Origin of the sequence: Pleomorphomonas sp. PLEO (assembly GCF_041320595.1) — a bacterium.
Classification (GTDB): Bacteria; Pseudomonadota; Alphaproteobacteria; order Rhizobiales; family Pleomorphomonadaceae; genus Pleomorphomonas.
On record NZ_CP166625.1, the window covers coordinates 4802162 to 4822942 of the forward strand.

A 20781-nucleotide genomic window follows, 5' to 3' on the forward strand; every position below is an offset into this window, starting at 1 on the left:
CGAGTCACCCTAGATCACGCACCAACACCGCTACCAACTGCTCGAGACGGTCGGTGTCGATAAACGGAACTTGCGCATAAATCGGCGTGGTCCCGCCACCGATGATCGCGGCGAGATGGCCCTTCCCGAGCAGGCGCTCGGCCCCACCATTCTTAATGCCCAGAGAGAGATCTGAGGTGCCGGCGCTGTCTACCCGCAGGATGAGACGGTTTCCTAGGTTACTGCGCAACTGCATTGGGAAGACGCTGGCGTCGGGGCGCTGAGCTGCGAAGATCAAATAGATGCCTGCCGCACGCGCCTTCACACCGAGCCGGTTGACCGCTGCTTCCACGCCCGCGCGGTAGCTATCGAGCTGCATCCAGTCGGCGAACTCGTCGTGGATCAGCCAGATGAGCGGCAAAGGCTCGCTCGCCGCCTTGTTGTAGGCGGCGATGTTCGAGACTCTCGCTTCCTTGAATAGCGAATAGCGGCGCTGCATTTCGGCCACTAGCGTATCGAGTCGGGTGAGCGCGTCCTCTTCCCGATCGATAATTGGCCCATCGAGATGCGGAAGCGTTTCGAAAGCGAAATAATCAACGCCGGCCTTGGGATCGATGAGGATGATGCGGGCTTGGTCGGGGCGGTTGGTGGCAGCTATCCCGAGAATGATGTTCTGGATGAGGATAGACTTGCCGCTGCCGGTGCTTCCGGCTACGAGCGTGTGTGGTGCGGGCTCCGGTTCGAGAAACAATGGACTGCCGTCATCTTCCTTGATGGCGATCAGCAGCCTTGCATTGGCGGCATCGTTACGCGTCTCCCAGCTAGCCCAGACCTCGGGAAGACCGAGCGTCATCCTATGCGGTCGCTTTATCGAGACCACCACGAACCCAGGTTCGGCCCGCACGCCGATCAGCTCCAGGCCATGGGTCGACTCAAGCTCTTCGCGCTTGTTCTCGACCTTCGCCACTGTGAGATCGTCTGAACCTCGGAACCGTAGCAATGCTGCATTGGGGGTGAGCACCCGTTGCTCAAGCCGAGCCGACATGCCGTAGCGCAGCAGCGCTGCACGACAGCGCTGCGCCGTATCGTCGAGCCATAGCGTGTCGCTTTCTTGCGAGGGCCGGTCTTGCGCCCAAAGCTGGAGCAATGCCCTGAAGTCTAGCGAGGATCGCGATGTTTGAGTCGCGTCCGCTCCAGGAGCGAAATCCAGAATGGGGGGCGGAACGGCCGCTTCCGATACCTTACCGCTTCCGAACGGAGTGACGGGTTCAGTCAACTCGCTAGCGCAGGCGGGATCGGGAATGGATGGCGCCTGCGTTTGCTGCGGCCGCCGGCGCTCCAGAGTCTCGTTGAGCAAAATTGCCCCAAGTTGCTTGCGGAGAGGAGTGGGATCGCGATTGTCAGCATAGGTCCGCATGATTTCGCGGACCGTGGCGGGCGTAAATCGCTCCTGATAGCCCGACTGCGTCCCCTCCACGCCGATCACGTGGTCGGCCGAGCCGATCTCGGCGTCAGCAAAGCCGTGGCTGAAGACATGACTGTAGCCCGCTACGCGGATTGTGCATTCGCCGTCCCGTATTGCCGTGCGCCAACTCGGATCGAGGCTTGTGCCGTCGCGCTGCGCGTCCTGCAGCATCTCGGCCAGTCGTGCCCTCCAAATCGCGGCGTCGGCTGGCTCGCCGTCGGCCGCCAGCGCCTTCTCGAAACGCCGCAGGCTAGCCTTGAGCTGGATCTGGCTGTGATCGGCCTTATCGCGCAGCTTAGTCGTGGAGACAAACTTGGCCTCGGTGACGATTACGTCGAGGAAACGGTTGCCGTCAATGTCGGTCGAGGGAGCGAGGCACAGCAGATCAGCCATCCGACCTTCCACTTGGCCGAGCCAACTCGCATAATCGTCGAGGAACAGCCATGCCCGCGGCCGAGCGCCTAGCTCATGATCCACCAGATATTTGCTGAGGACAACGCCGATTAGCTCACCTGCACTTGTCCCGCGCCGCGCCGCGCGCAGGACGATATCGCCAGATACTGAATTGGCGTCGTCGATAAGCCTGCCGGCGAGCGCGCCGGCGGTCTCGGAATCGTAGTTGGCATCAACCCCGCGCAACCGGCTGCATAAGGTCGCGCGGAGCAGTGTGTCGGATGCCTTTGACGAAATGATCAGCGAGCGATTGCTGCCGGTGGCGTGCTTGTAACAAATGACCGAGATACCACTGTTGAGAAGCTGCCGCCGGTCGAGCAGGTCGTCGAAATTGACGACCCACGTGCCGAGCCGATGTGTCTCGTCGAGCACTTGCCGGGTCTCGTCAGACTGGAGCACCGTGCGCCGATCGGGTACGCGGCAGAAGCCGCGCTCGCGCGCGGCAAGCGCCAGCCCTGCGTCGGTGAGCACAGCCAGCCCATCGAGATAGTTCCAGCCCGCTCGTGTTTGCACAGGGCAGGTAAGATGCAACACCGCGTCGCGGTCGAAACGCCCGATCGCCTTGCGCCGCGACCATTGCGCCGGGTCGATGTCGATCGCCGGTCGTTCGATCCGTGGCACATCCGACCATCCGAGCTCAGCCTGGCGGGAGATCACATCGTGGCAGAAGACGATATCGAACGGCGGACCCTCGCTGGTCTGCGACGGGCGTTGCTCGTTGACCAGTATCGAGATGCGTAGCCGTGACATGAAATCGCGTGCCGCTTCGCTCGCGTGCAGGCCGTCCTGTTGGAGTTCGCGGTGGACGAGCTGCTGGTACAGCGCGCGGAGCTGTTTGCCATCGGTGTGCCGCAGCACCACTTGGCACATCGCCTCTTCGCCTTCCTTTTCGGCGTCCTTGCGAACCGCATCTACCACCGCCTGGGGCAAGGCGGCGGCGTCGCAATTGAATAGCACGATCGACAGATTGTCGCGTTCGTGCGGTTGGAGCTGGAGATAGACCTGCGCAAGATCAGCGATCTGCCGCGCGGTGGGGAGCACGTTCTCGTTGCTCGGTGCGCTAGCGCCGGCGCGGGTAACCGGGCGTTCAAGCAACGAATAGCCGTGGAGCGCATCCACCTCGCTAATGAGTACGGGCTGCGCGCCCGGCCAAGTCATAGTGACATCGGGGCACGCGGGATAGCGAAGGTTGCGCGAGAGCTCCTCGAAGAACAGCGCGCCGCCGTCGGCGAACTCGGGAGCTTGTGGAGCAAACAGCGCTTCGAGCGCGCGACGAAACTTTGCGAGCTGGGAGTGGAGCGCCTCGAGGCGCAGCGGATGCCACGGGCAAAGGATGACCGATGAGCGAGCGCTGGTCGCGCCTTGGATCGGTGCCACGCCAATTTCGAACAAGGGTCGCAGCAGGCCTTCCACCACGATCGGGTGACCGGCAAGGTGTGCACAGACGGCTTCGATGAGCGCGCCGTAGGCCTGCGCCTGAGCGGTCAGTGACGGCGAATGGACGCCGAGCGAAGTCCAGTCGGCGAGCGCGGCTTTATAGGCCTGCTCAAAAGCGTCGAAAGCGCTGGCGAGCTGATCGGCCGCGCCCATCTCAAGCACACCAGCCTTGCGAGCCTCGCCGAGCGCCCGCCGCCAGTTCAGCGCAAGCGATTCGCAACGCGAACTCGCAGGCACGAACGACCCGCGATTGCGTTGGGCAGCCGGGTCGAGCCCCGAAAGATCCCGCAGATTGATCCCGGCTTGACCGCCGCGGGCGCGCTGCCTATAGCCAGCAGAACACCGCACGAACGTGGTTCGCGCTCTGTTGTCTTGCAGGCGCTCAAGGTCGTTCGCGAGGCCGATGCCTACGGCGTCTAGCGATCCTTCCCATACTAGCCGAATCGAGGCACCACTACTGCCATCTTCCTCTACGCGCACCTTGAAACGCAACTGCCGCGCCTTGCGCGCGGTACTCTGCGCGCCCCGCCGCCGGCCAGCGATCTCTTCGGCGAACTTGTCATGGCGAAACGCAAGCACGCGCTTGAAGCTCACCAAGCCTTCGAGAGCCGCCTCGAGCCCGCGATAACGCGCGGCGAACATCGCGCAGATATCCTCGTTGAGCGAAAGAAAGGCTCGCTTCTCGTCCTCCACTGCCTCGACTACTAGAGTCTGTCGCCCAGGGGCGGCCGGGCGATAGAGCCGGCGCACGCATTGAAGCAGCCCCTCGATAATATCAGTACAAGGGACTTCAGGACCGAAAATAAATCGGTCCCACAATGCAGCAAGTCGCGGTTCCTGACGAATCTCGACAATGTGGTCGCTGTAGAACTCTTCGTCTCGCTCATCCTTACTCGGGTTTCGGCCGCGCTCATCGGCGAGCTCGTCAAGATAACGCCACTCGTTCTGGGTTAACCGATCTTCACGCACCAGCTTGTAGAAAGCCCGGGTCTCTGCGCCGATCGATTTGGCATCGGCACGCTGCGCCTCCTCGAAGAATGGTCGAACATCGGGCCAGTCGAGCTCGAATGGAGCGAAGGACGCAGGACCGATACCCGGCGGCGCATCGACATAAGCGGCTAGCACGGCATAAACGCTGCCCGGCAGGACCGTGGACATGCCGTCGAGTTTTTCGCGCAGCCGCGTGGTGGAAAAGGGAGTCTGACTTTGATCGCGCTTGTAGACGTAACAATCGCGCTTCCAGTGCGCAACGAAGCGCGTGCGCCACTGCGAATAATGACCGCGCTTTGCGGGCGAAATATCGTCGAATAGCTGGTCGAAGCGTGGAAGATGCAATTTCGGGAGTGCACTGCCGAGCGCGGCAGGCAAGGGGGCGCCGGCGCGGAGATTGCCTGCCACGGCCACAAGATAGTCGGCCAACTGGCGCATCGATACGCGGTCGAGCTCCACCAGCGCCTTAATTGCGGCACGCCATTGTATCGCACGGTCTTCGTCGAGAATCTCGGCGGCTGCGCCGCTATGACCAAACCAGAGGTCGAGATGATCGAGTGAAAGCAGAGTACCCGCGTCGAGTGGTTCCACTTGCGAAAGAGATTGCGCCTGTGATTCATCGAGCAGCACTAGCAGCCGCGCTTCCTTGTCGCATTCGGCGTGACGCAGATCGGTGGTGTTGATTTCGGTAAGGTGCTCGGGCGCGATTCCCTCTACATCGGCAAAGGCATAAGCCGGGAGGCAGATGTCTAGCCGCTGGCATAGGCCCTTGTCCTCCTGGATGGCAAGGACGATCGCCGCCATCTCGGCATGCTCGAGGCCATAGAGGACATAGCGGGCTGTGCCGCGATCCTGGAACGCGCGATCCATCCCTGCACGGATGATGTCGCGACCCACGCGGCCGATGAGGTTCAGACCATCGATCACGTCAGCGCTCCACCGAGAAGGGATTTACAACATAGGCGCAGCCGTCTGACAGACGCTGCAACAGCCCCATACTGGCGAGCCGCGCCTCAAGTCGAGCACGGTTGCGTTCGAATGCCGCGGCGTCGAATTCGACAGGGTCGAGCGCGGCGCGTGCTTCGGTCTCACCGAATACAAGGCCATAGTGTTCGTGGAGGTCGGCGAGAAAGCGTTTGAATTCGAGACGCTGGGCGACACGGGTTATGACCAGCGTCTTGAGCAGCGCATCATTGGGCGCGTAGCGCATGCGGTTAGTGCCACGCGACGAGGCGAGACCGATTTGCCGTGAATAGCTGCTGTGAACCCGCCCAGCCCCCACCTCATGTTTTTCTTCCACTTCGCGGCGAAGATTGGCGATGAGGTCGTGAGGCGCGGCGCCGCGGCTTGCTTGATCACGGTAATGGAAGCGCGCCTCGATCAGGTCTGAGGCGCGATCGGCGCGTTCCTGATCAGAGACGTCGTCATTTAGCAGCGCCACCCATTCCGGTTCCTCCACAAACCTGTCGATCGCCGCATCGAGCGCACGCAGTGTCAGGCTGTCATTATCCTGATAAGAGATGATCGAGCGCTGGCGCACGAATTCCCGCTTTAGTGCGATGAGCTCGCATACCAGTGGAGGCCGCACGGCACGCCCTGCCAGCGCCGCAGCAGTCTCGAGCTGATAGAGGACCACGTGGAACGCCCCTATTGGGACGAGATGCGCAAACGCATCCTGCGCGGGAAGGTCCAGCGCGAAAATCGCGAGCCAGTCCTCCGCCAATCGATTGAACGCGGGATGTTGTCGGTAGGGGAGATAAGTCTCGCCCTTCTGGTCACGGTTGGGATCATCGTCGCTAGGTGCGGAAAGCCGCGCGATCAGCTGGTTCTTGGGCTGAGTGGGATCGAACAGCGCGGCGAACGGCGCGCGGAGGTCGGCGCCGCGCTCGGCGCGACTCGCCATCATGTAAAGGATTTCCCCGGTGCGGCCAAAATTGTTGAAGTCGGCACTGACGGCGCCAGTCTTCTCGTTATAAATGGCGTCGCTGAAGAGCGCGTCCACGCCGAATGGGAAGATGAAGCGCGACGAGCTGCGGCGGTTCGATTCATTCTCAAGTGTGGTCTGACGCACCAGACCCACCAATTCGGCGAAGTCGCGAAAGCTGCTGAAGCGGTCGCGCAGGTAGCCAAAATCGGTGCCGGCGCTCAGGCCCTGCATCGTTTCGAGCCATTCGGCCCATTGGCTCTCGCTGTCAACGGGCGCTGCTGCGATCCGCTCAATTTCATCATTGGTGAAGAGGATGGCACGCAAGCCCAAGCGGAAGCGCATCTTGTAGGGATGGAGCGTGTCGGGCGCACGCGGCGCGAAGGCTGTCTCGGCATCGGTGCGATGAAAGGCCTCCGCTACGTTCAAAAATTCCAGGAACAGCAGCCATGGCGTCTGGCGGGGCCACAGGCGGTGGCCGAACAGCGCTTCTTCCAACCAGACGGTGCTTTGTCCAGGCGCGCCCGATGCACTGGCCACATTGGCCCGATTGCCTTGCGCCAGAAAGTTCATAGCCGCATCCCAAGCTGCCTCGTGGCGAGCGCGCCATCTGGGCCGGTAGTTAGGATCGATAGCGGCACCGAACGACCCTGGTTGATCCGGTAGAAGTCAGAAAGCACTCGAGTTTTGAATGAGATTATATCCTCATAATATTCTTTCGAGAAGCTTGAAGGCAGAGCGCCGTTTGCCACGCGCATCAGAAATTCGAACCGCATCAGAGTAAGCGGCAGCGCGGCGTCGTGATCCTGGCGCAGATGGACATGCAGGACTGGAACATGGCGATCAGGATCGAAGCTTATGCGCAGTCCTGCACCGTGAAAATCGACTTCGATCGGAACGTCACTGAGATAGAGATCGCTCACTCGTGCGGTGGTGAAGTCTAGGCCAGTGGTGAGATAGAGCCGGTCGAGAGAGCCGGCAAGCATGCCGGTCCAGACACGGTTCATCCCCTGGACAAGCCGGGCAAGTAGAGTCGGATTGATAGCGCGGTTCGCGCGCAAGGGAGCGAGCAATTGGCTTCGATAGGCGCCGGCCGACTGGAAGACACTTAACTGCCAAGGATCAAACCTCGGATCCTCCTCGGTCAGTCGGAAGAATAATCGCCGACGCTCCGCGATCAGGCCGTCATGGAACTCAACTGCCGCGCTGCGGTCATCCTCGGCCTCAAGATAGGCTTCGCGCAGCCGTTCGAACCCTGGGTTGGCGCCATACTGCGTGTCGTCGGCTAGCAGCCGTTGATAATGCGGCTGGAAATTGCTGTCGTTCTGTCCGAACACTAGAAGATTATCGAGTGCATTGCTCGTCTCGAGACCGATGCGAAACCCGGTTAGGAAGCGAAAGACTGCGAAGCGCTCGCGCTGCGCTTCGGTAAGATTGGCGCCGAGCAGATTGTCGTAAAGACACGCATCATGATGCCGGCCGTCGCGCACCATGTCGCGAAGTGCATCGGGGCGTGCCAACCCGTCGCCGCCCTTGTAGCCAAGCAAACTGTTTACGAGGAGCAGAAGGATCTCGCGGATTGAGACGTGAAAGCCATTGCTGTCGCACAACTCGCCGAGCGCCTGCAGCCGTTCTCGGATGCGCGGTTCATGGAGTAGCTGAAAGTTTCTCGTGAGGGGCGACGCGGAGCTAAACGCAGGGTCGCTCGCCTCGTCGTCAAAACAGACCCATTCCGCGCGGTCGAGTAGGCAATCGAGCGCGCGTTCCAGCAACACTCGCGTCGACATGCGGCTCAGATTGAGAAACAGTAACGCTGCGCCCGCCTGGCTGCGGTGGTCGCGAGTGAGCAGCACCTCGATCAGGGGTTTGAGCCGCGTGTCGGCGCCATTCGGCAGTGAATTGAATGCTTGGATCAACTTGCCGTCATTGGCGGCGAGCACGAAATACTCGCGTGGCTCAGGATCAAACACCGACTGCGCGAAGCGGTCGAGCAAGTCAATCTGCCCAGGCATCCAGGGCTGGTGTTGTTCGGGCGTAAATCCGCTGAATTCAAAGATGAAGTGAAGTGTACGCTGGCCATCCGGCGTATCGAGCGCAACCTTACCGTAATTTCTGCGATCCCGCCCGGCCTTTCGACTCTCGTCACCGGTCAGCCGGTACCACAGCTCGTTGCACAGGCTTGTTTTTCCATCGCCTGCGGTGCCCGTCAGGATAACGTTGGTGAGCCGCCCCTCTGCCGGCACGATCGCTCTCGCGAGCATTTCCGCCTCGGGATGCTTGAAGGCAAGCGGATCTACGCCGTGAGCGTACGCCTGCAGCGACACGGTCTCGGCGTACATGCCTTCGATCTTGTTGATCGGACCGTAGCTGCGCAGAAATGAAATCCAGCGCTCGCCCGGCGTGGCATGCCCTCGAGATAAATTGCTCATAGTTGGCAAATCATGCAGCCCTCGCGTGATGTGGGCTCGGTCTCCAGGCCGCCCAGCACGTCGACAAGCGGTCGCTGGGTGCGCCGCGCGCGTTTGCGCTCCTGGCTGCGTTCCCAATTCTCCTCAATCGCCGCCATACGCTCGGGCCGCTCGAGCTGATCTAGCGGCTCGTCGGTCCAATAAAAGACTTGGCCGTTAACGCGGTTAGGCTTCTCATAGGCCTTGGCCTGCTCGAACAGCTCAGGATAATGCTGCTTTAGGCGTACCCACTCGATCTTCTGCTGATAGAAGCAGAAGAAGCAGCCCGAGCGGGTCCGACCCCACTCAGTATAGGGTGGCATGCCAAGTCCAGAATCGGTCAAGATGCGCACCACGCCTGCATAGTCGATCCCATCGTCGCGAAACGGAAAGACCGCACGGATATTAGGCTTGTGGCTGATGTAGCCCACTCGATCTTCATCGGCTCGAATGCCGACATAATTGATACAGGGCTCGTCGCCGATATAGGCTTCGAACGGCTTAAGCTTGAGGTAATCGGTGCACCAGCGCCGCCGCCCGGAGGGAAGCACGCCCCCCTTGGTGCGAAGGATGTCGTCGAACCCTTGACGCGTCGTAGTGCGGATTACGCGTTGCCCTAAATAGGATTCGAGCCGCTCAATATAGGCAACCGTGTCGGGCAGCTCCTTGCCTGTATCATGGAAGATATATTCCATATTGGGCACGCGGTCGCGCAAGTGGATGGCAAGCGCTGTGCTGTCCTTGCCGCCCGAAAGGCTCAGAATATGGCGAACCGAGGGGCCGTCCCAATTGATCACGATGTCGACCCTGTTTTTGGTGAAGTCTCTACGTCTGCGTCTTCGTCGCCCGCGGCGGCCAGAAGCAACCGCGCAGCCGCAATCCGTCCGATCCGACCTGTGCGCTCCAGCAGCGGGGCGAGTTCAGTCTCGGCGTGCTTGATTGCGGTTTCCTGCTCGGCAGTGGTGCGGAAGATCCGCTCAATCTGACGTCCATCGGCGCAGGTCACTGCGATCCGATAGGCACTGTCGTCATCGCCCTGGCCCGGGAAGTGGATTGTCTCCACCTGACGGAAGCGCCGGGTGAAGAAGGTGAGCCGCTGGTGAAATTCCTCTTCGTCGCTGTCGGTCCAGCGTTCGGGCGGCTTGCGGGCCACAAAGCTAGCAATCGACTCGAGCCAAGCGGGGTCGTCGAGCTTTTCATCGGCGAGCCGCAGCACGAACGCGCGCAGTTCAGGTTCCACCAGCGCGGGGACAAGCGCACGCCCGCGTAGCAGGACTGGCGGGCGTAGCTTTTCCAACTCCTCATCGGTCTCAAGCGTCGCGCCGAGCGCAGCAGCGAGGCGCTTGAGAAGGAGTGGATAGGCGTCGCGCAGTTCGCGGATCGCCCCGGCCATTGCCTTCACATAGCGGGCCACCGCCTCGCTTCCAGGAAGCGTTTGCAGGCTAATAGCTTCGAGATCGAACGCCTTGGGAAGATCAGTGAACAGCAGGGCGCTTGGGTCGCGTCCGCTGAGCAGAGCGCTGCGCGCAGCAAGCGTCGCGGGGGACAGACGGCGGGTTCGACGCGAATGGTCAGGGAGCTGTTTGCCGACGAAGGCCATCAGCGGCCGAACGATGTCGAGCAACGCCGGACGTTCGCTTAGCCGGGTCTCGAGCGCCATGCCAAGCTGGACATAAAGCTCAGCCCGCACCCCCTCGATCGCACAATGCTGAAACTCGAAGTGCTCGGGCTCTTTGGTGATGCGGGTAAATTCGGGACCGCCCACCTGCTCGAGATAAGTACCGTCCTCATAGACTGCGGTTTCGTGCCAGTTTGCACGCAGATAGATTGCGACCACCAGAGGGATGAGCCCGTCACGCATGCCAAAATCCGCACCGCGCAGGTGGGTTGCCAGTACTTCATAGCCCACTGGCTTGTCCGCGGTCTTGAGGATTTGCGCGATTGCGTTGAGTGAAGGCGCGAAATTGAGCCGGTCCTCATCCCCTTCCGGGATGCGAACTTCCCACCGGCCCCGACGCTGAACATGGATACCGCCCTTCTGCAGCACAGACAGATAGATCGCGCGCTCGGGTGGGGTGTTCTCACTTGGCAGGCCGAGGCCGGGCTGATCGGCGTTGGTAGCGAGCGCTTCGATCAGCAGACTGCGCGCGCGCGCAGCAGCCGTGCTCAAGGTCCGGCGATTGATGAGCTCGTTGCTGACCCGTGGGCACAGCGAGAAGGCGCGATCGCACAGATCGGAGAGATGCGAGATAAAGCTACGCGACGAGGCGAACTGGCGCTCACCATCACGATCGCGCCATCGAATGCCGGCCGCAGCGCTGCCGCGTACATCGAGCAGGCCGCCGAGAGTGCGGGCGAGACGTTCCTCGGCGAGTGTGAGCTGCCGCGAAACCTCAGTGCGGGCGATGCGGTCGCCGGCCAACGCCGGGACATGATCTCGCACCCAGCGCCAAGCGAGCACATCGCGCAGGAGCGGGTCTAAACCAGCCGTGGGGCGCGGCAGACCTACGACCGTCGTTTTGGGAAGGGTGCAGTGCGAAAGCCGGTTCCAGGCATCTTCGCGCGCCTGCTCGGTGGCGGAGAGCAGCAGTACAACTCGTCCATCTGGAGCATGTGTGTTGGGTTCGATTGCCGCTTGGACCTCATCTTCGAAACGAGCGCTGTCGAGGCAGATAAGCTCGAAATGTCGAAGCGCACCGCGCTCGACATAATGGCGCCGCGCGACGATAGGATCGGTGCGCACCAGCCGCTTCAAATGGTCGAACGTCTTGTCGATCGGACCGATCGACCGTTCGGCCGCAGCAAAGGCCTGGTCTAGATCAACACTGGTATGCGGCCACAGACACAAAGCGCCTGCGGCACCGCGATCATAAAGGATGCGCGCTTCATGCGAGAGCCGTGTGATCGCCGCCATGCCGCGGTCGTTCGCACGCTTGTCTACACCGGCCACAGCGAGGAGCACCGCCTCGCGCGTGGGGGCGAGCGATGGGTCATCGATGAGGTTGAGGAGTGCCACCGTCTTGAGCACGGCCTCCTCGTCCTCCGAGCGCGTCTCGGCCGAGCGTAAGATCTCCCGAATTTGATTCCAGCGTGTGGCTTGCGCGCCCGAGCCGAGCAGGCTGGCGAAATTGGCGGTGATATAGTCGTAGAAATCGTGCAGCCGATACGGTCTGAAACCGTCTACTGGCCGCTGGGCATGCGCCATGAGCCCAAACGGCTCATTGGAGGAGAGAAAGCCGAACAGCGACCGCTCATTTTGGCCGAAGCGCCGCATTGCTCGGCTGATCACGGGCAGCACGGTCGCATCGAGTGGAAGCAATGCCGGTGCAAGGTCGACCATCGGGGCCCGGCTGACGCCGCTGCCATACCAGTTCAGGTCGAGCGCGCTCGCCATGGTGCGCTCAGCAGCACGCACTAACTGCGCAGAACAAGCGTTGACATCCACGTCTAGCGCGGCGGCGATTAGCGTTGCGGCCTGCTCGAGAGGCGGTGAGAACACCACCTCCTCGTAACGGCCCGCCACTTTCTCCCACTCGCGGCGATGCACGCTGGTCAGCTGCCTCGCATACCCGGCAATAGCCTGATGCACAATCGCAACCACCATCACCGGCTGATCACCACTGCGTGCAGCGAACTCGGCTAGATGTTGCAGAAGATAGGTATCGTCCGTCTCATTCTGGGCTGCGGCGAATTCCAGATTCTTGCCAAGTTCATCGAGAATTACGAGTAGGCCAGCCGCTTTGCCGTCCGCGATAAGCGCGGCGCGTAGCGCGTCCAGCGCCATCACCACATTAGGTGGTTCGGGTGCCGCATTGAGCGCGATGTCAAGAGTGCGTGGGATGTGCACGAAGCATCGCTTAGCCGTGGCGCGCAACGCGCGCAGCACGCTTTGGCCTACTGGCTCGCGCTCGCCTACCACGAGCACAGGCTCAAGCCGCCGCGTGGCGCTATAGTCCTGTAACTCTTGGGGCAGCAGCTTTTTCTCGGCCAGCCCAAGCCGCACGAGCGCCAGTGCGAAGCTCGACTTACCCGAGCCATAGTCGCCGGTCAGCCGCCAAGCGCGTTGCGTCGAGCCACTGCGAAAACCGTCGGACAACCGTTGTGCGGTGGCGCGTATGAACGGCGTCACCACATAATAGAGACTGGCGTGGGGGTCGGCGAAATCGCGCTCGATTTGTACTGAGCGCAGGTGGTGCGGGCGCACCTGCAGCAGGGCCGCGAAGCGTGGGTCCGGGAGGCGGGTTCCGGCATCAAGCATCGATCAACTCCGCAGCGGATTGCTGGCGGAACAGATCACGCAGTAACTGCGTCGCGGGCGGGCTCGCGGGGCGACGCAACACAAATTGGTTGAAGCTCTCAATGAGCTCAATTCGAGGACTGCGGTCCGCTGCCAATCGCATCACACGCGCCAGCACCTCATCTTCAGGCATGCGGAAAACACGACCGGGTGCGCCATGGCCAAAAGCAATTGAGGAAAGCGAAACGGTCTCTTCGAATTCGAAGGTGCTGTTCCACCAGTCGTGTAGACAATAGGCGAATAAAGCGTCGCTTATCATTGGTTTGGGATCAAGATCAAAAGCAAAGACTGGTTCGCGGCGACCCTGCGCGGTCTCTCTGTCGCCAGCGCGCGTGATCAGCCCGAGCGACGACAGGGGACTATCAATCCCTTCCTCGCCGCTGCCATTGCGGCCACGCAAATAGGTATGCAGCCAAACATCGAAATGCTGTCGAGCGCTGACACTCGATAGCGGTCGGACAGCGCGCTCAGCTTCGCGTGCAAACGCGATCATGACTTCGGACGTAGTGAAAAACCGCTCGCTCCAGCGGTTGATCAGTAACTCCCAGGCGAAGAACGGATTTTCGCGTAGAGTGGAGATGTTCCAGTGGAGCAGCCAAAGCGTCTGTTCGTCCTCTAGGAACCGGTCATAGCCGCCGGGGCCAAGCAATGCCTCGCCAAGCGATGTCAGCGTCCACTTGCCGTCCTTACGGCTGGCGATTCCATAGGCCTCGATCCAAACTCGCAGCGATTCAACCATGTTCTTGCCAAGGCCTAACCGAACTACCCCATGCAAAGGATCGCTGAAAACGTCATCGCCCTCATGTACCGCTTGCGCAGCCTTGGGCAGCCACGCGGTCCGGAGCGCGAAGCTCTGGTGCCCGCCAAAGCGGTACATCTGAGAACCCGCCGCTACTTTGTTCACGCTTTACCCTTCATTTTACACCTTAGTGACGTTAGCAGATTCTTTGCCTTGCCACCACCATCGGTGATAAATTCCGTGTATCACGCGCTGTAGAGATATTGCCAATCTGTTGGAAATCCTTGGTTTACGGCGATTTGTGCGAGGGGGCGGACTACTTGTTGATAGCGGTCCTTAATCCGTTGCGGAGTAAGCTCGATGAGTTGCGACGGGTCGACGCCGAGAAATTCAGCATAGGTCTGGGCTAGACCGCGCGGAAGGCCGGGGCGGCGGAGAATGCCGGCATGCAACGTGGCGAGTCGCGGCAGATAAAGGTCGAGTGCCGGAAGGTGGTCGGATTTGTTGCGGTTCACCTCAGGCGCGGTTGGTGCCAGATTCCAAAATTCATTATGGACTACGAACGACCAGGGCAAGAAATGATCAACCTCGAAACGGTCGTCGAGCGTCTTGCCGCTGAATATGTCCGCTAATGCCACCTCGGCATCATGAGCGATGATCTCAGCCCACCACGTATGAGCCAAGCCAAGCGAGCGACGGCGCGGCAGCTCGAGCTTGTTGACGATGCCGGGAACATTTGGGTTGCGCGTCTGAAGGTACCGCGTGAGCTGCTGCTCGGCGAAGCCGATTACAAGCGTTCGGTTCGCCTCAAGCCAATCGCGCCAGCCTGGAGCGAGCTCCACCAGTATCGCATCGCGCGTTTCGATTAGCCGGTAGGGGCCACTGTCAGCTCGGCCAAAGGCATTATCCGAGACTGCCACGAGTTCGCGCGAGCCGCGTCGATCGTATGGGGTTGCGCGTGCCGCCTGAGGGAACCAACTGCCCAAGAAGCGGCCGGGCACAAAGCGGGCAAGCTCGTCAACCCAATCGTGGAGTGCCGGCCAAGCGTTGAGTGCTCGAGAGAGCTGCGCGGCCGAAGTTTGCCCCTGCAGGCCCGAACTAGCATGGAGCGCGCGCACGCAGTCCTGCAGTCGGTCGACCTTGCCCAACGACAAACGGAAAAGAGCTACTGCCGCCCATGCGCGGGTGATCATCGCCTTTACCAACTGGGCTGTAGGCAATGGCCGATCAAATTCCGGCAGCAGATCAACGATCGCAAGCAACCAGAAGAATTTATACGAGGAGGTTGTGTCGCGGAATACGGCCCCGAGCACGCCCGTGCGTAGCGCGGGAGAGGATACCGGGCCGGATCGCTGGGTTTCCAGGGAGGTAGGATGCGTGTCAGTCTCTGACATCAGTTGAACCGTGCAAGCAAGTGGACGTTCCACCTGGAATCGAAGCGTTCCCCGTAAGCGATATCAGGGCCGAAGGGCGCCTTGCGAAAGCTAGTGTCTTAACTATCTGTCACGCGTTATCCGTATTATCTGATTCGATCCAAGCCCATTTATGGCAAAAAACCATAGGCAGGGCTCGGGTTTGGGCTGCAAACGTTGTGAGCCGAGTTCTGGAGGTTAGGCGGTGAATTTGTCGTTACGGGCAACACAGGTCGGGAAAGTGTGATGATCGATCGCGATACTCAGCGTTTCTATAAAGAAAACGCTCTCGATTACTCGCGATCGACGTCCGCTCGCTCGATGGACCATGCGCTTATACCCTTCTCCAAATTTGTGAAACCCGGCGGCGCAGTAATCGATCTTGGCTGCGGAAGCGGGCGCGATTTGACCTCGCTTCTTCGGCTGGGCTTCAGACCGATTGGTCTCGACGTATCCAAAGAACTTGCTGAGATCGCAGCTGGGGTGTCACACTGCCCAGTCGTCATCGGAGACTTGAGTTCCCTTCCCTTTGCGGCGGCCTCCTTCGACGCTGCGTGGGCATCTGCCTCATTACTTCACTTGGGGGCTCGAGAGTTATCCCCGGCTCTTCTGGAAGTGGCTCGAATTGTTAGACCGCTCGGCGTCTTCTTTAGCTCTGTCAAAGCGGGCCGGGGCAGCTTCCGAGATGTCGACGGTCGGTTATTTACCTACTACGAGGAGGATGAATGGAGAGGCCGGATCGAAGAAGCAGGATTTGCCGTACTGGACCTGAAGGTAGGTGCGCAAATCACTGAACCCAGCGATAATAGTACATGGATTAGCTGTTTGGCAAAACGCAACAGCGATGCTTACGGGAGGGGTGAATGAGATTGCTAGCGTTGGTGATTGCGAGCATCTTGACCTTCTCAGGAGACGTCCTCGCTCAGACCGCCCAGACGCCCGATAACACACTCGCCGTAACGCAACAGCGACCGGATACTAGCAAGGATAATCGCCCGCAGATCGATACGGCTACAACAGGACAGCAGCCACAGATCGTGCCCATTGAGCAGACAAATGCGTCGCAAAAAGAGAACGCGCCGCCCAAACCTTGGTGGGAGCCATTACTCCAGCCAATCGTGGCTGCGTTAGCCGGTTTGAGCGGTGCGCTAATAGGCGCATGGGTTGGGCGCTCCAATACTGTTGCCAGCATTAATCAGAAGGCTAACGAACTAGAAATCAAAGAAATTCAGACCAGACTCAATGAATTCTATGGGCGTTTTCAGCAGGTCGCTGACGAGAACCATCTAATCGCGCGTGAGTTCAAGGCCCACCACGGTGATCCTGCCATGCGCACATTATTGAGGCTCCTAGACCCGGTATGGCGCGAGACTCTATCGCCGTCCGACGAGGCTATTGTGAAAAGTCTAGTAGACAACGGAAATGTACTGCGGACACTAATTCGGGAGAAATCGGGGCTCGTTGATGCCGCGATTTTACCTTACCTATCGCGGGCGGCTTTGCATTTTTCGATGCTTGAGCTTGCTAAGGAAGGAAAGCTGGATAATGAACCGCTCCGTTTTGAAAGGTTCGTGTACCCGAAGGTACTCGACGAGGTTCTTGTGCTCGAAATGGGACGACTAAACTGCCGCATTCGGAAACTTGTAGAAAACAGCAGCGCAGCGCATCCTCCGCTGGAAAGTCTCAAAATACCTGATCGGCTTGCGCTGCCTGACTGGGTTTAGCAGGCTGTTGAAGAAGTCACCCGAATGGCTTTGAGGGTGGCTTGGTCGCCGTTGTGATAGGCGAAGGTGACCTCGATGGAGCCATCGTCGAGCAATTCGGCGTCACCGTCGCCGGTGACCTCGTCCATTTCGTCTGATCCGGCCCATGTGAAGACGACCATCGAGCGGCTGCAGCCGAGTTCGAGGTTGGCCTGCATGGCGCCGAAGGCGATTTCGCCACGGCTGTTGGCCCCGATGGTGATTGTGGCCGGGCCACACAGATCGAGATAATCGCGATCCCAGATGTCGGCTTCGATGATGCGCCAGCGGCCGATCAACTGGCAGTCCGTTGGCACGCTCATGTGGGTACCGCCAGGAGTTTGGGCAACCGCACCAGATTGTAGGCGGCGGCACAGAAGGTGAAGGCCCATCCGACGCGGTCGATGCCCCGGAACCTGGTCTTGCGCTGCCCGCCGATCGTCTTGATCCAGCCAAAGGCTTCCTCGATGCGCTTGCGAATGCGCAGGCTGACACCATAACCCTCATGCCGTGTCGTGCGCCCGTCGATGGCCGAGCTTCGCCCGCTGGTATTCCGGGCCACGTGCGGCGTCACGTTCATCGACCGCAACTCGTTGACGAAGTCCTCGCTATCGTAGGCCTTATCGGCACCCAGCGTGATCGCCTCCGGCCGGTCGGCACGCAGTTCGACCATGCAAAGGCCCGCCACCCGTTCGGCATGGCCATCGGCTTGGGTCAGGCTGGCATCGACCAGAAGACCGTGGCGGTTCTCCATCAAGCCGTGCCCCATGAAGCACAGCTTCGCCTCCTTGCCTTTGCCCTTCTTGTAGAGCCGCGCCTCCGGATCGGTGGTGGAGACATGGGTATCATTGGTCCGCTTGTGCCCATGAAAATCGGCTTCGGCATTGCGGCCACCACCACCCGAAGGCGGCGTGTCCGATCCGTCTCTGGGCCTAACGCTCTTCATCGAGGCCCACGCCTCGATCAGCGTCCCGTCGACCGAGAAGTGATCGGTGGACAGAAGCTTGTTCACCTTGGGCTGCGCCAGAACCGCCCTGAGGAACTTCGCCGCGACGGCCCCTGCCAGCAACCGGTCGCGGTTCTTGGAGAACGCCGAATGATCCCAGGCCGCATCGTCCACGCCGATCCCGACGAACCAGCGGAACAAAAGGTCGTATTCCAGCCGCTCCATCAAAAGCCGCTCCGAGCGGATCGAATAGAAGGCCTGCAACAGCATCGCCCGCAACAGCTTCTCCGGCGGGATAGAGGGCCGCCCGATCGGCGAGTAAAGCGCTGCAAAATCTGCTGCCAGGCTCGTCAGGGCCGCGTTCACGATCTCCCGGATCACCCGCAGCGGATGATCCCGCCGAACCCGCGCCTCAAGATCGACATAGCTGAAAAGCTCGCCGCTCCGCTCGTCTCCACCCCGCATCCACCACCCTCCAAATCACCGTTCGGACAGAGTGAATCATGCCAGTATTGACGAGGCGAGGCCTTTTTCAACAGCCTGTTAGGACGGAGTCCTACGGCAGCGAGCGGCTGTGGGTCGAGTTTGCTTCTGATAGAATTGTCACCCTACAAAACCCGTGAGGGCGATCTGGCGAACAATGTCCACGGTCATCGCGTATTTTTCGCTCTCCGCAGCCAAACGCGATACGCTATTGTGCCCTCGACCTTCCCTGACAGAGAGATCATATTGGGAGCGCTGCACAGAGGCTCAAATGTGCCGGGAGTGGAATTCTCATAGGTCATTTCGCTATGCCAGCGTATCCCATTCTGCGCTGGCGCTTTCGGGTGCACGCGCATCTATTCCCATTACCACCGACTATTTCTCTTTGAATTCAGTTGCTTGTCTTCCATCCCGCATGAATCGTGCGGGGTATGAACCCACAGCCCCGCAAATCGAAGGTGACGATTACGCGACGCGAGCGCGAAGAGTTGCTCGAAGCGATGCTTACCGACACGCCGGAACTCACCTTCACACCGCGCGGCGATCCGGACCCGCGCCTCGTCCGACTTGCCCGCCTGCTCGGCCGGCAGCTGGCGCGTCAAACCTTCGAGGCGCAGAGAACCAAGCGGAGCTCGGACGGCTCCCGCTGAGGAGAGACGTTCCATGAAGGTCGCGATCTACGCCCGCTATTCCTCCGACAACCAGCGCGATGCCTCGATCGCCGACCAACTCCGCCTGTGCCGGCTCGATGCTGAGAAACAGGGTTGGCATATTGTCGAGGAATACACTGACCACGCGATCTCCGGCGCTTCTCTTCTCCGCCCCGGCATCCAGGCCCTGATCTCCGATGCGACGCGTGGTCGGTTTGAGCTCATTCTGGCCGAAGCAATGGATCGGCTGTCGCGCGACCAGGAGGATATCGCCGGCCTGTTCAAGCGTATGTCCTATTCCGACGTGAAGATATTCACCCTCTCCGAGGGGGAAGTGTCGCATCTGCATGTCGGCCTGAAGGGCACCATGAACGCGCTCTTTCTCAAGGACCTGGCCGACAAGACTCGTCGCGGTCAACGCGGCCGCGTCGAGGCCGGCAAGTCCGGAGGTGGCAATTCCTACGGCTACGACGTGGTCAAGAAGTTCGACGGCAATGGCGAACCCATTCGCGGCGATCGCGCCGTCAACGAGGTCCAGGCCGAGGTCGTCCGCCGGATCTTTCGCGACTACGCTGCCGGCAAATCGGCAAAAGCCATTGCGTTCGTTCTCAACAAGGAGGGCGTCCCCGCTCCCTCGGGTGGCGAATGGGGCTTCAGTACGATCAACGGCAACCCGAAACGTGGCAACGGCATTCTCAACAACGAGATGTATGTTGGCAAGATCGTCTGGAACCGCCAGCGCTTCGTCAAGGACCCGGACACCGGCAAGCGTCAGGCCCGCCCCAACCCCGAGTCGGAATGGGTAACCCAGGAGGCGCCCGAACTGAGTATCCTAGAGGACGATCTCTGGCAGGCGGTGAAGGAGCGACAGGCTAAGAACAAGATCGAGCGCGACGAGAACGGTCAGGCCGATGTTGCGGCCATCAACGCCCGCCGTCGTCCCAGATACCTCTTCTCGGGCTTGACCAAATGCGCCTGCTGCGGTGGCGGTTATTCGGCGATCTCGACGACCCTGATCGGCTGCGCCACAGCTCGCAACAAGGGTACTTGTGGCAACCGTGTGAACATCCGGCGCGACGAGTTGGAGTCGCGGGTGCTGAACGCGCTGCGCAACCGAATGCTCGATCCGAAGATCTTTGCCGAGTTCTGCGACGCCTATACCCAGGAGATGAACCGGCTACGCATGGCGAGCAGCGCCAACATCGATGCTGCCCAATCCGAAATCGAGCGGATAGGCCGTGAGGAAGAGCGCCTCATGGATCTCTATCTCAAGGATGCAATCTCGATCGACGCCGTGAAGGAGCGCGGTGACAAGCTCCGGGCGCGCAAGGCGGAGCTCGCCTCTTTTCTGGCGACGGCCGACGAACCTCCGCCGCTCCTGCATCCGGCCATGGCGAAGCAGTATCGGCTGCGCGTGCAGCAACTCCATGATGCCCTTCAGGACGATTGCGAGGAGAAGCGGATGGAGGCTGCCGACATCATCCGATCGCTGGTCGAGGACATCATCCTGACGCCGGTGGACGGCAAGGTCGAGATCGACGTTCGCGGCGATCTTGCTGGAATCCTTACGCTTTCCGCACAAACGAAAAACCCCGCCGGAGGGCGGGGTCAATCGCAAGTAAAGATGGTTGCGGGGGCAGGATTTGAACCTGCGGCCTTCAGGTTATGAGCCTGACGAGCTACCGGGCTGCTCCACCCCGCGTCACGCGCCGTGTTTGCGGCGACGGGCGGTATATAGCGAGTTGCCGGAGAAAGGGAAACCCCTTGCCGGCTTTTTTTTGGAGTTTTGTGCCAAGCCCCCCAAAGTCCTTCCAAGA

General features: G+C 60.5%; 13 protein-coding genes and 1 tRNA gene. 4 read left to right on the forward strand and 10 right to left on the reverse strand.

The window, feature by feature from the left end:
- Positions 1-4: 4 nt before the first annotated feature.
- The 7 genes from AB6N07_RS22240 to AB6N07_RS22270 form a co-directional block, all read right to left on the reverse strand.
- A complete protein-coding gene (locus tag AB6N07_RS22240) occupies positions 5-5251 on the reverse strand; it encodes an FtsK/SpoIIIE domain-containing protein (RefSeq protein ID WP_370675230.1) in 5247 nt (1748 codons plus the stop codon).
- 1 nt (position 5252) lies between these two features.
- A complete protein-coding gene (locus tag AB6N07_RS22245; protein WP_370675231.1) occupies positions 5253-6821 on the reverse strand; it encodes a hypothetical protein in 1569 nt (522 codons plus the stop codon).
- Entirely contained in the window at positions 6818-8677 is a 1860-nt protein-coding gene (locus tag AB6N07_RS22250; protein ID WP_370675232.1) for a hypothetical protein, read from the reverse strand. The genes AB6N07_RS22245 and AB6N07_RS22250 overlap by 4 nt, the downstream gene beginning before the upstream one ends.
- Positions 8674-9492, reverse strand: coding sequence for a phosphoadenosine phosphosulfate reductase family protein (locus AB6N07_RS22255; RefSeq protein ID WP_370675233.1), 819 nt, complete (start codon positions 9490-9492; stop codon positions 8674-8676). Before AB6N07_RS22255 ends, AB6N07_RS22250 begins: the two co-directional genes overlap by 4 nt.
- Positions 9489-12953: a hypothetical protein gene (locus AB6N07_RS22260; protein WP_370675234.1), complete on the reverse strand. Its 3465-nt coding sequence runs from the start codon at positions 12951-12953 to the stop codon at positions 9489-9491. The genes AB6N07_RS22255 and AB6N07_RS22260 overlap by 4 nt, the downstream gene beginning before the upstream one ends.
- Entirely contained in the window at positions 12946-13896 is a 951-nt protein-coding gene (locus AB6N07_RS22265) for a DUF4007 family protein (RefSeq protein WP_370675235.1), read from the reverse strand. Before AB6N07_RS22265 ends, AB6N07_RS22260 begins: the two co-directional genes overlap by 8 nt.
- An 80-nt stretch (positions 13897-13976) precedes the next feature.
- Positions 13977-15125 (reverse strand): HNH endonuclease domain-containing protein, encoded by a 1149-nt coding sequence (locus tag AB6N07_RS22270; RefSeq protein ID WP_370675236.1) that lies wholly within the window; start codon positions 15123-15125, stop codon positions 13977-13979.
- A gap of 264 nt (positions 15126-15389) precedes the next feature.
- Here AB6N07_RS22270 and AB6N07_RS22275 point away from each other — a divergent pair, with 264 nt between their 5' ends.
- Complete coding sequence (locus AB6N07_RS22275; RefSeq protein ID WP_370675237.1) at positions 15390-16010, forward strand: methyltransferase domain-containing protein; 621 nt, start codon at positions 15390-15392, stop codon at positions 16008-16010.
- Positions 16007-16867 (forward strand): hypothetical protein, encoded by an 861-nt coding sequence (locus AB6N07_RS22280; protein ID WP_370675238.1) that lies wholly within the window; start codon positions 16007-16009, stop codon positions 16865-16867. Before AB6N07_RS22275 ends, AB6N07_RS22280 begins: the two co-directional genes overlap by 4 nt.
- Here the strand turns inward: AB6N07_RS22280 and AB6N07_RS22285 are convergent.
- Positions 16864-17208 carry a hypothetical protein gene (locus AB6N07_RS22285; protein ID WP_370674005.1) on the reverse strand — a complete coding sequence of 115 codons (345 nt, stop codon included), beginning with the start codon at positions 17206-17208 and terminating at the stop codon, positions 16864-16866. The two genes, AB6N07_RS22280 and AB6N07_RS22285, sit on opposite strands and share 4 nt — an antisense overlap.
- Complete coding sequence (locus AB6N07_RS22290) at positions 17205-18296, reverse strand: IS5 family transposase (protein WP_370674004.1); 1092 nt, start codon at positions 18294-18296, stop codon at positions 17205-17207. Before AB6N07_RS22290 ends, AB6N07_RS22285 begins: the two co-directional genes overlap by 4 nt.
- Before the next feature lie 449 nt (positions 18297-18745).
- On the opposite strand from AB6N07_RS22290, the gene AB6N07_RS22295 reads away from it, so the two are divergent.
- Both AB6N07_RS22295 and AB6N07_RS22300 read left to right on the forward strand, forming a co-directional pair.
- The gene (locus AB6N07_RS22295; RefSeq protein WP_370675239.1) at positions 18746-18964 is read left to right on the forward strand and encodes a hypothetical protein; all 219 of its coding nucleotides are present in this window, start codon (positions 18746-18748) and stop codon (positions 18962-18964) included.
- 13 nt (positions 18965-18977) lie between these two features.
- The gene (locus AB6N07_RS22300; RefSeq protein WP_370678300.1) at positions 18978-20633 is read left to right on the forward strand and encodes a recombinase family protein; all 1656 of its coding nucleotides are present in this window, start codon (positions 18978-18980) and stop codon (positions 20631-20633) included.
- On the opposite strand, the gene AB6N07_RS22305 is transcribed toward AB6N07_RS22300, so the two are convergent.
- Positions 20590-20666, reverse strand: a tRNA-Met gene (locus AB6N07_RS22305). The two genes, AB6N07_RS22300 and AB6N07_RS22305, sit on opposite strands and share 44 nt — an antisense overlap.
- Positions 20667-20781 lie beyond the last annotated feature (115 nt).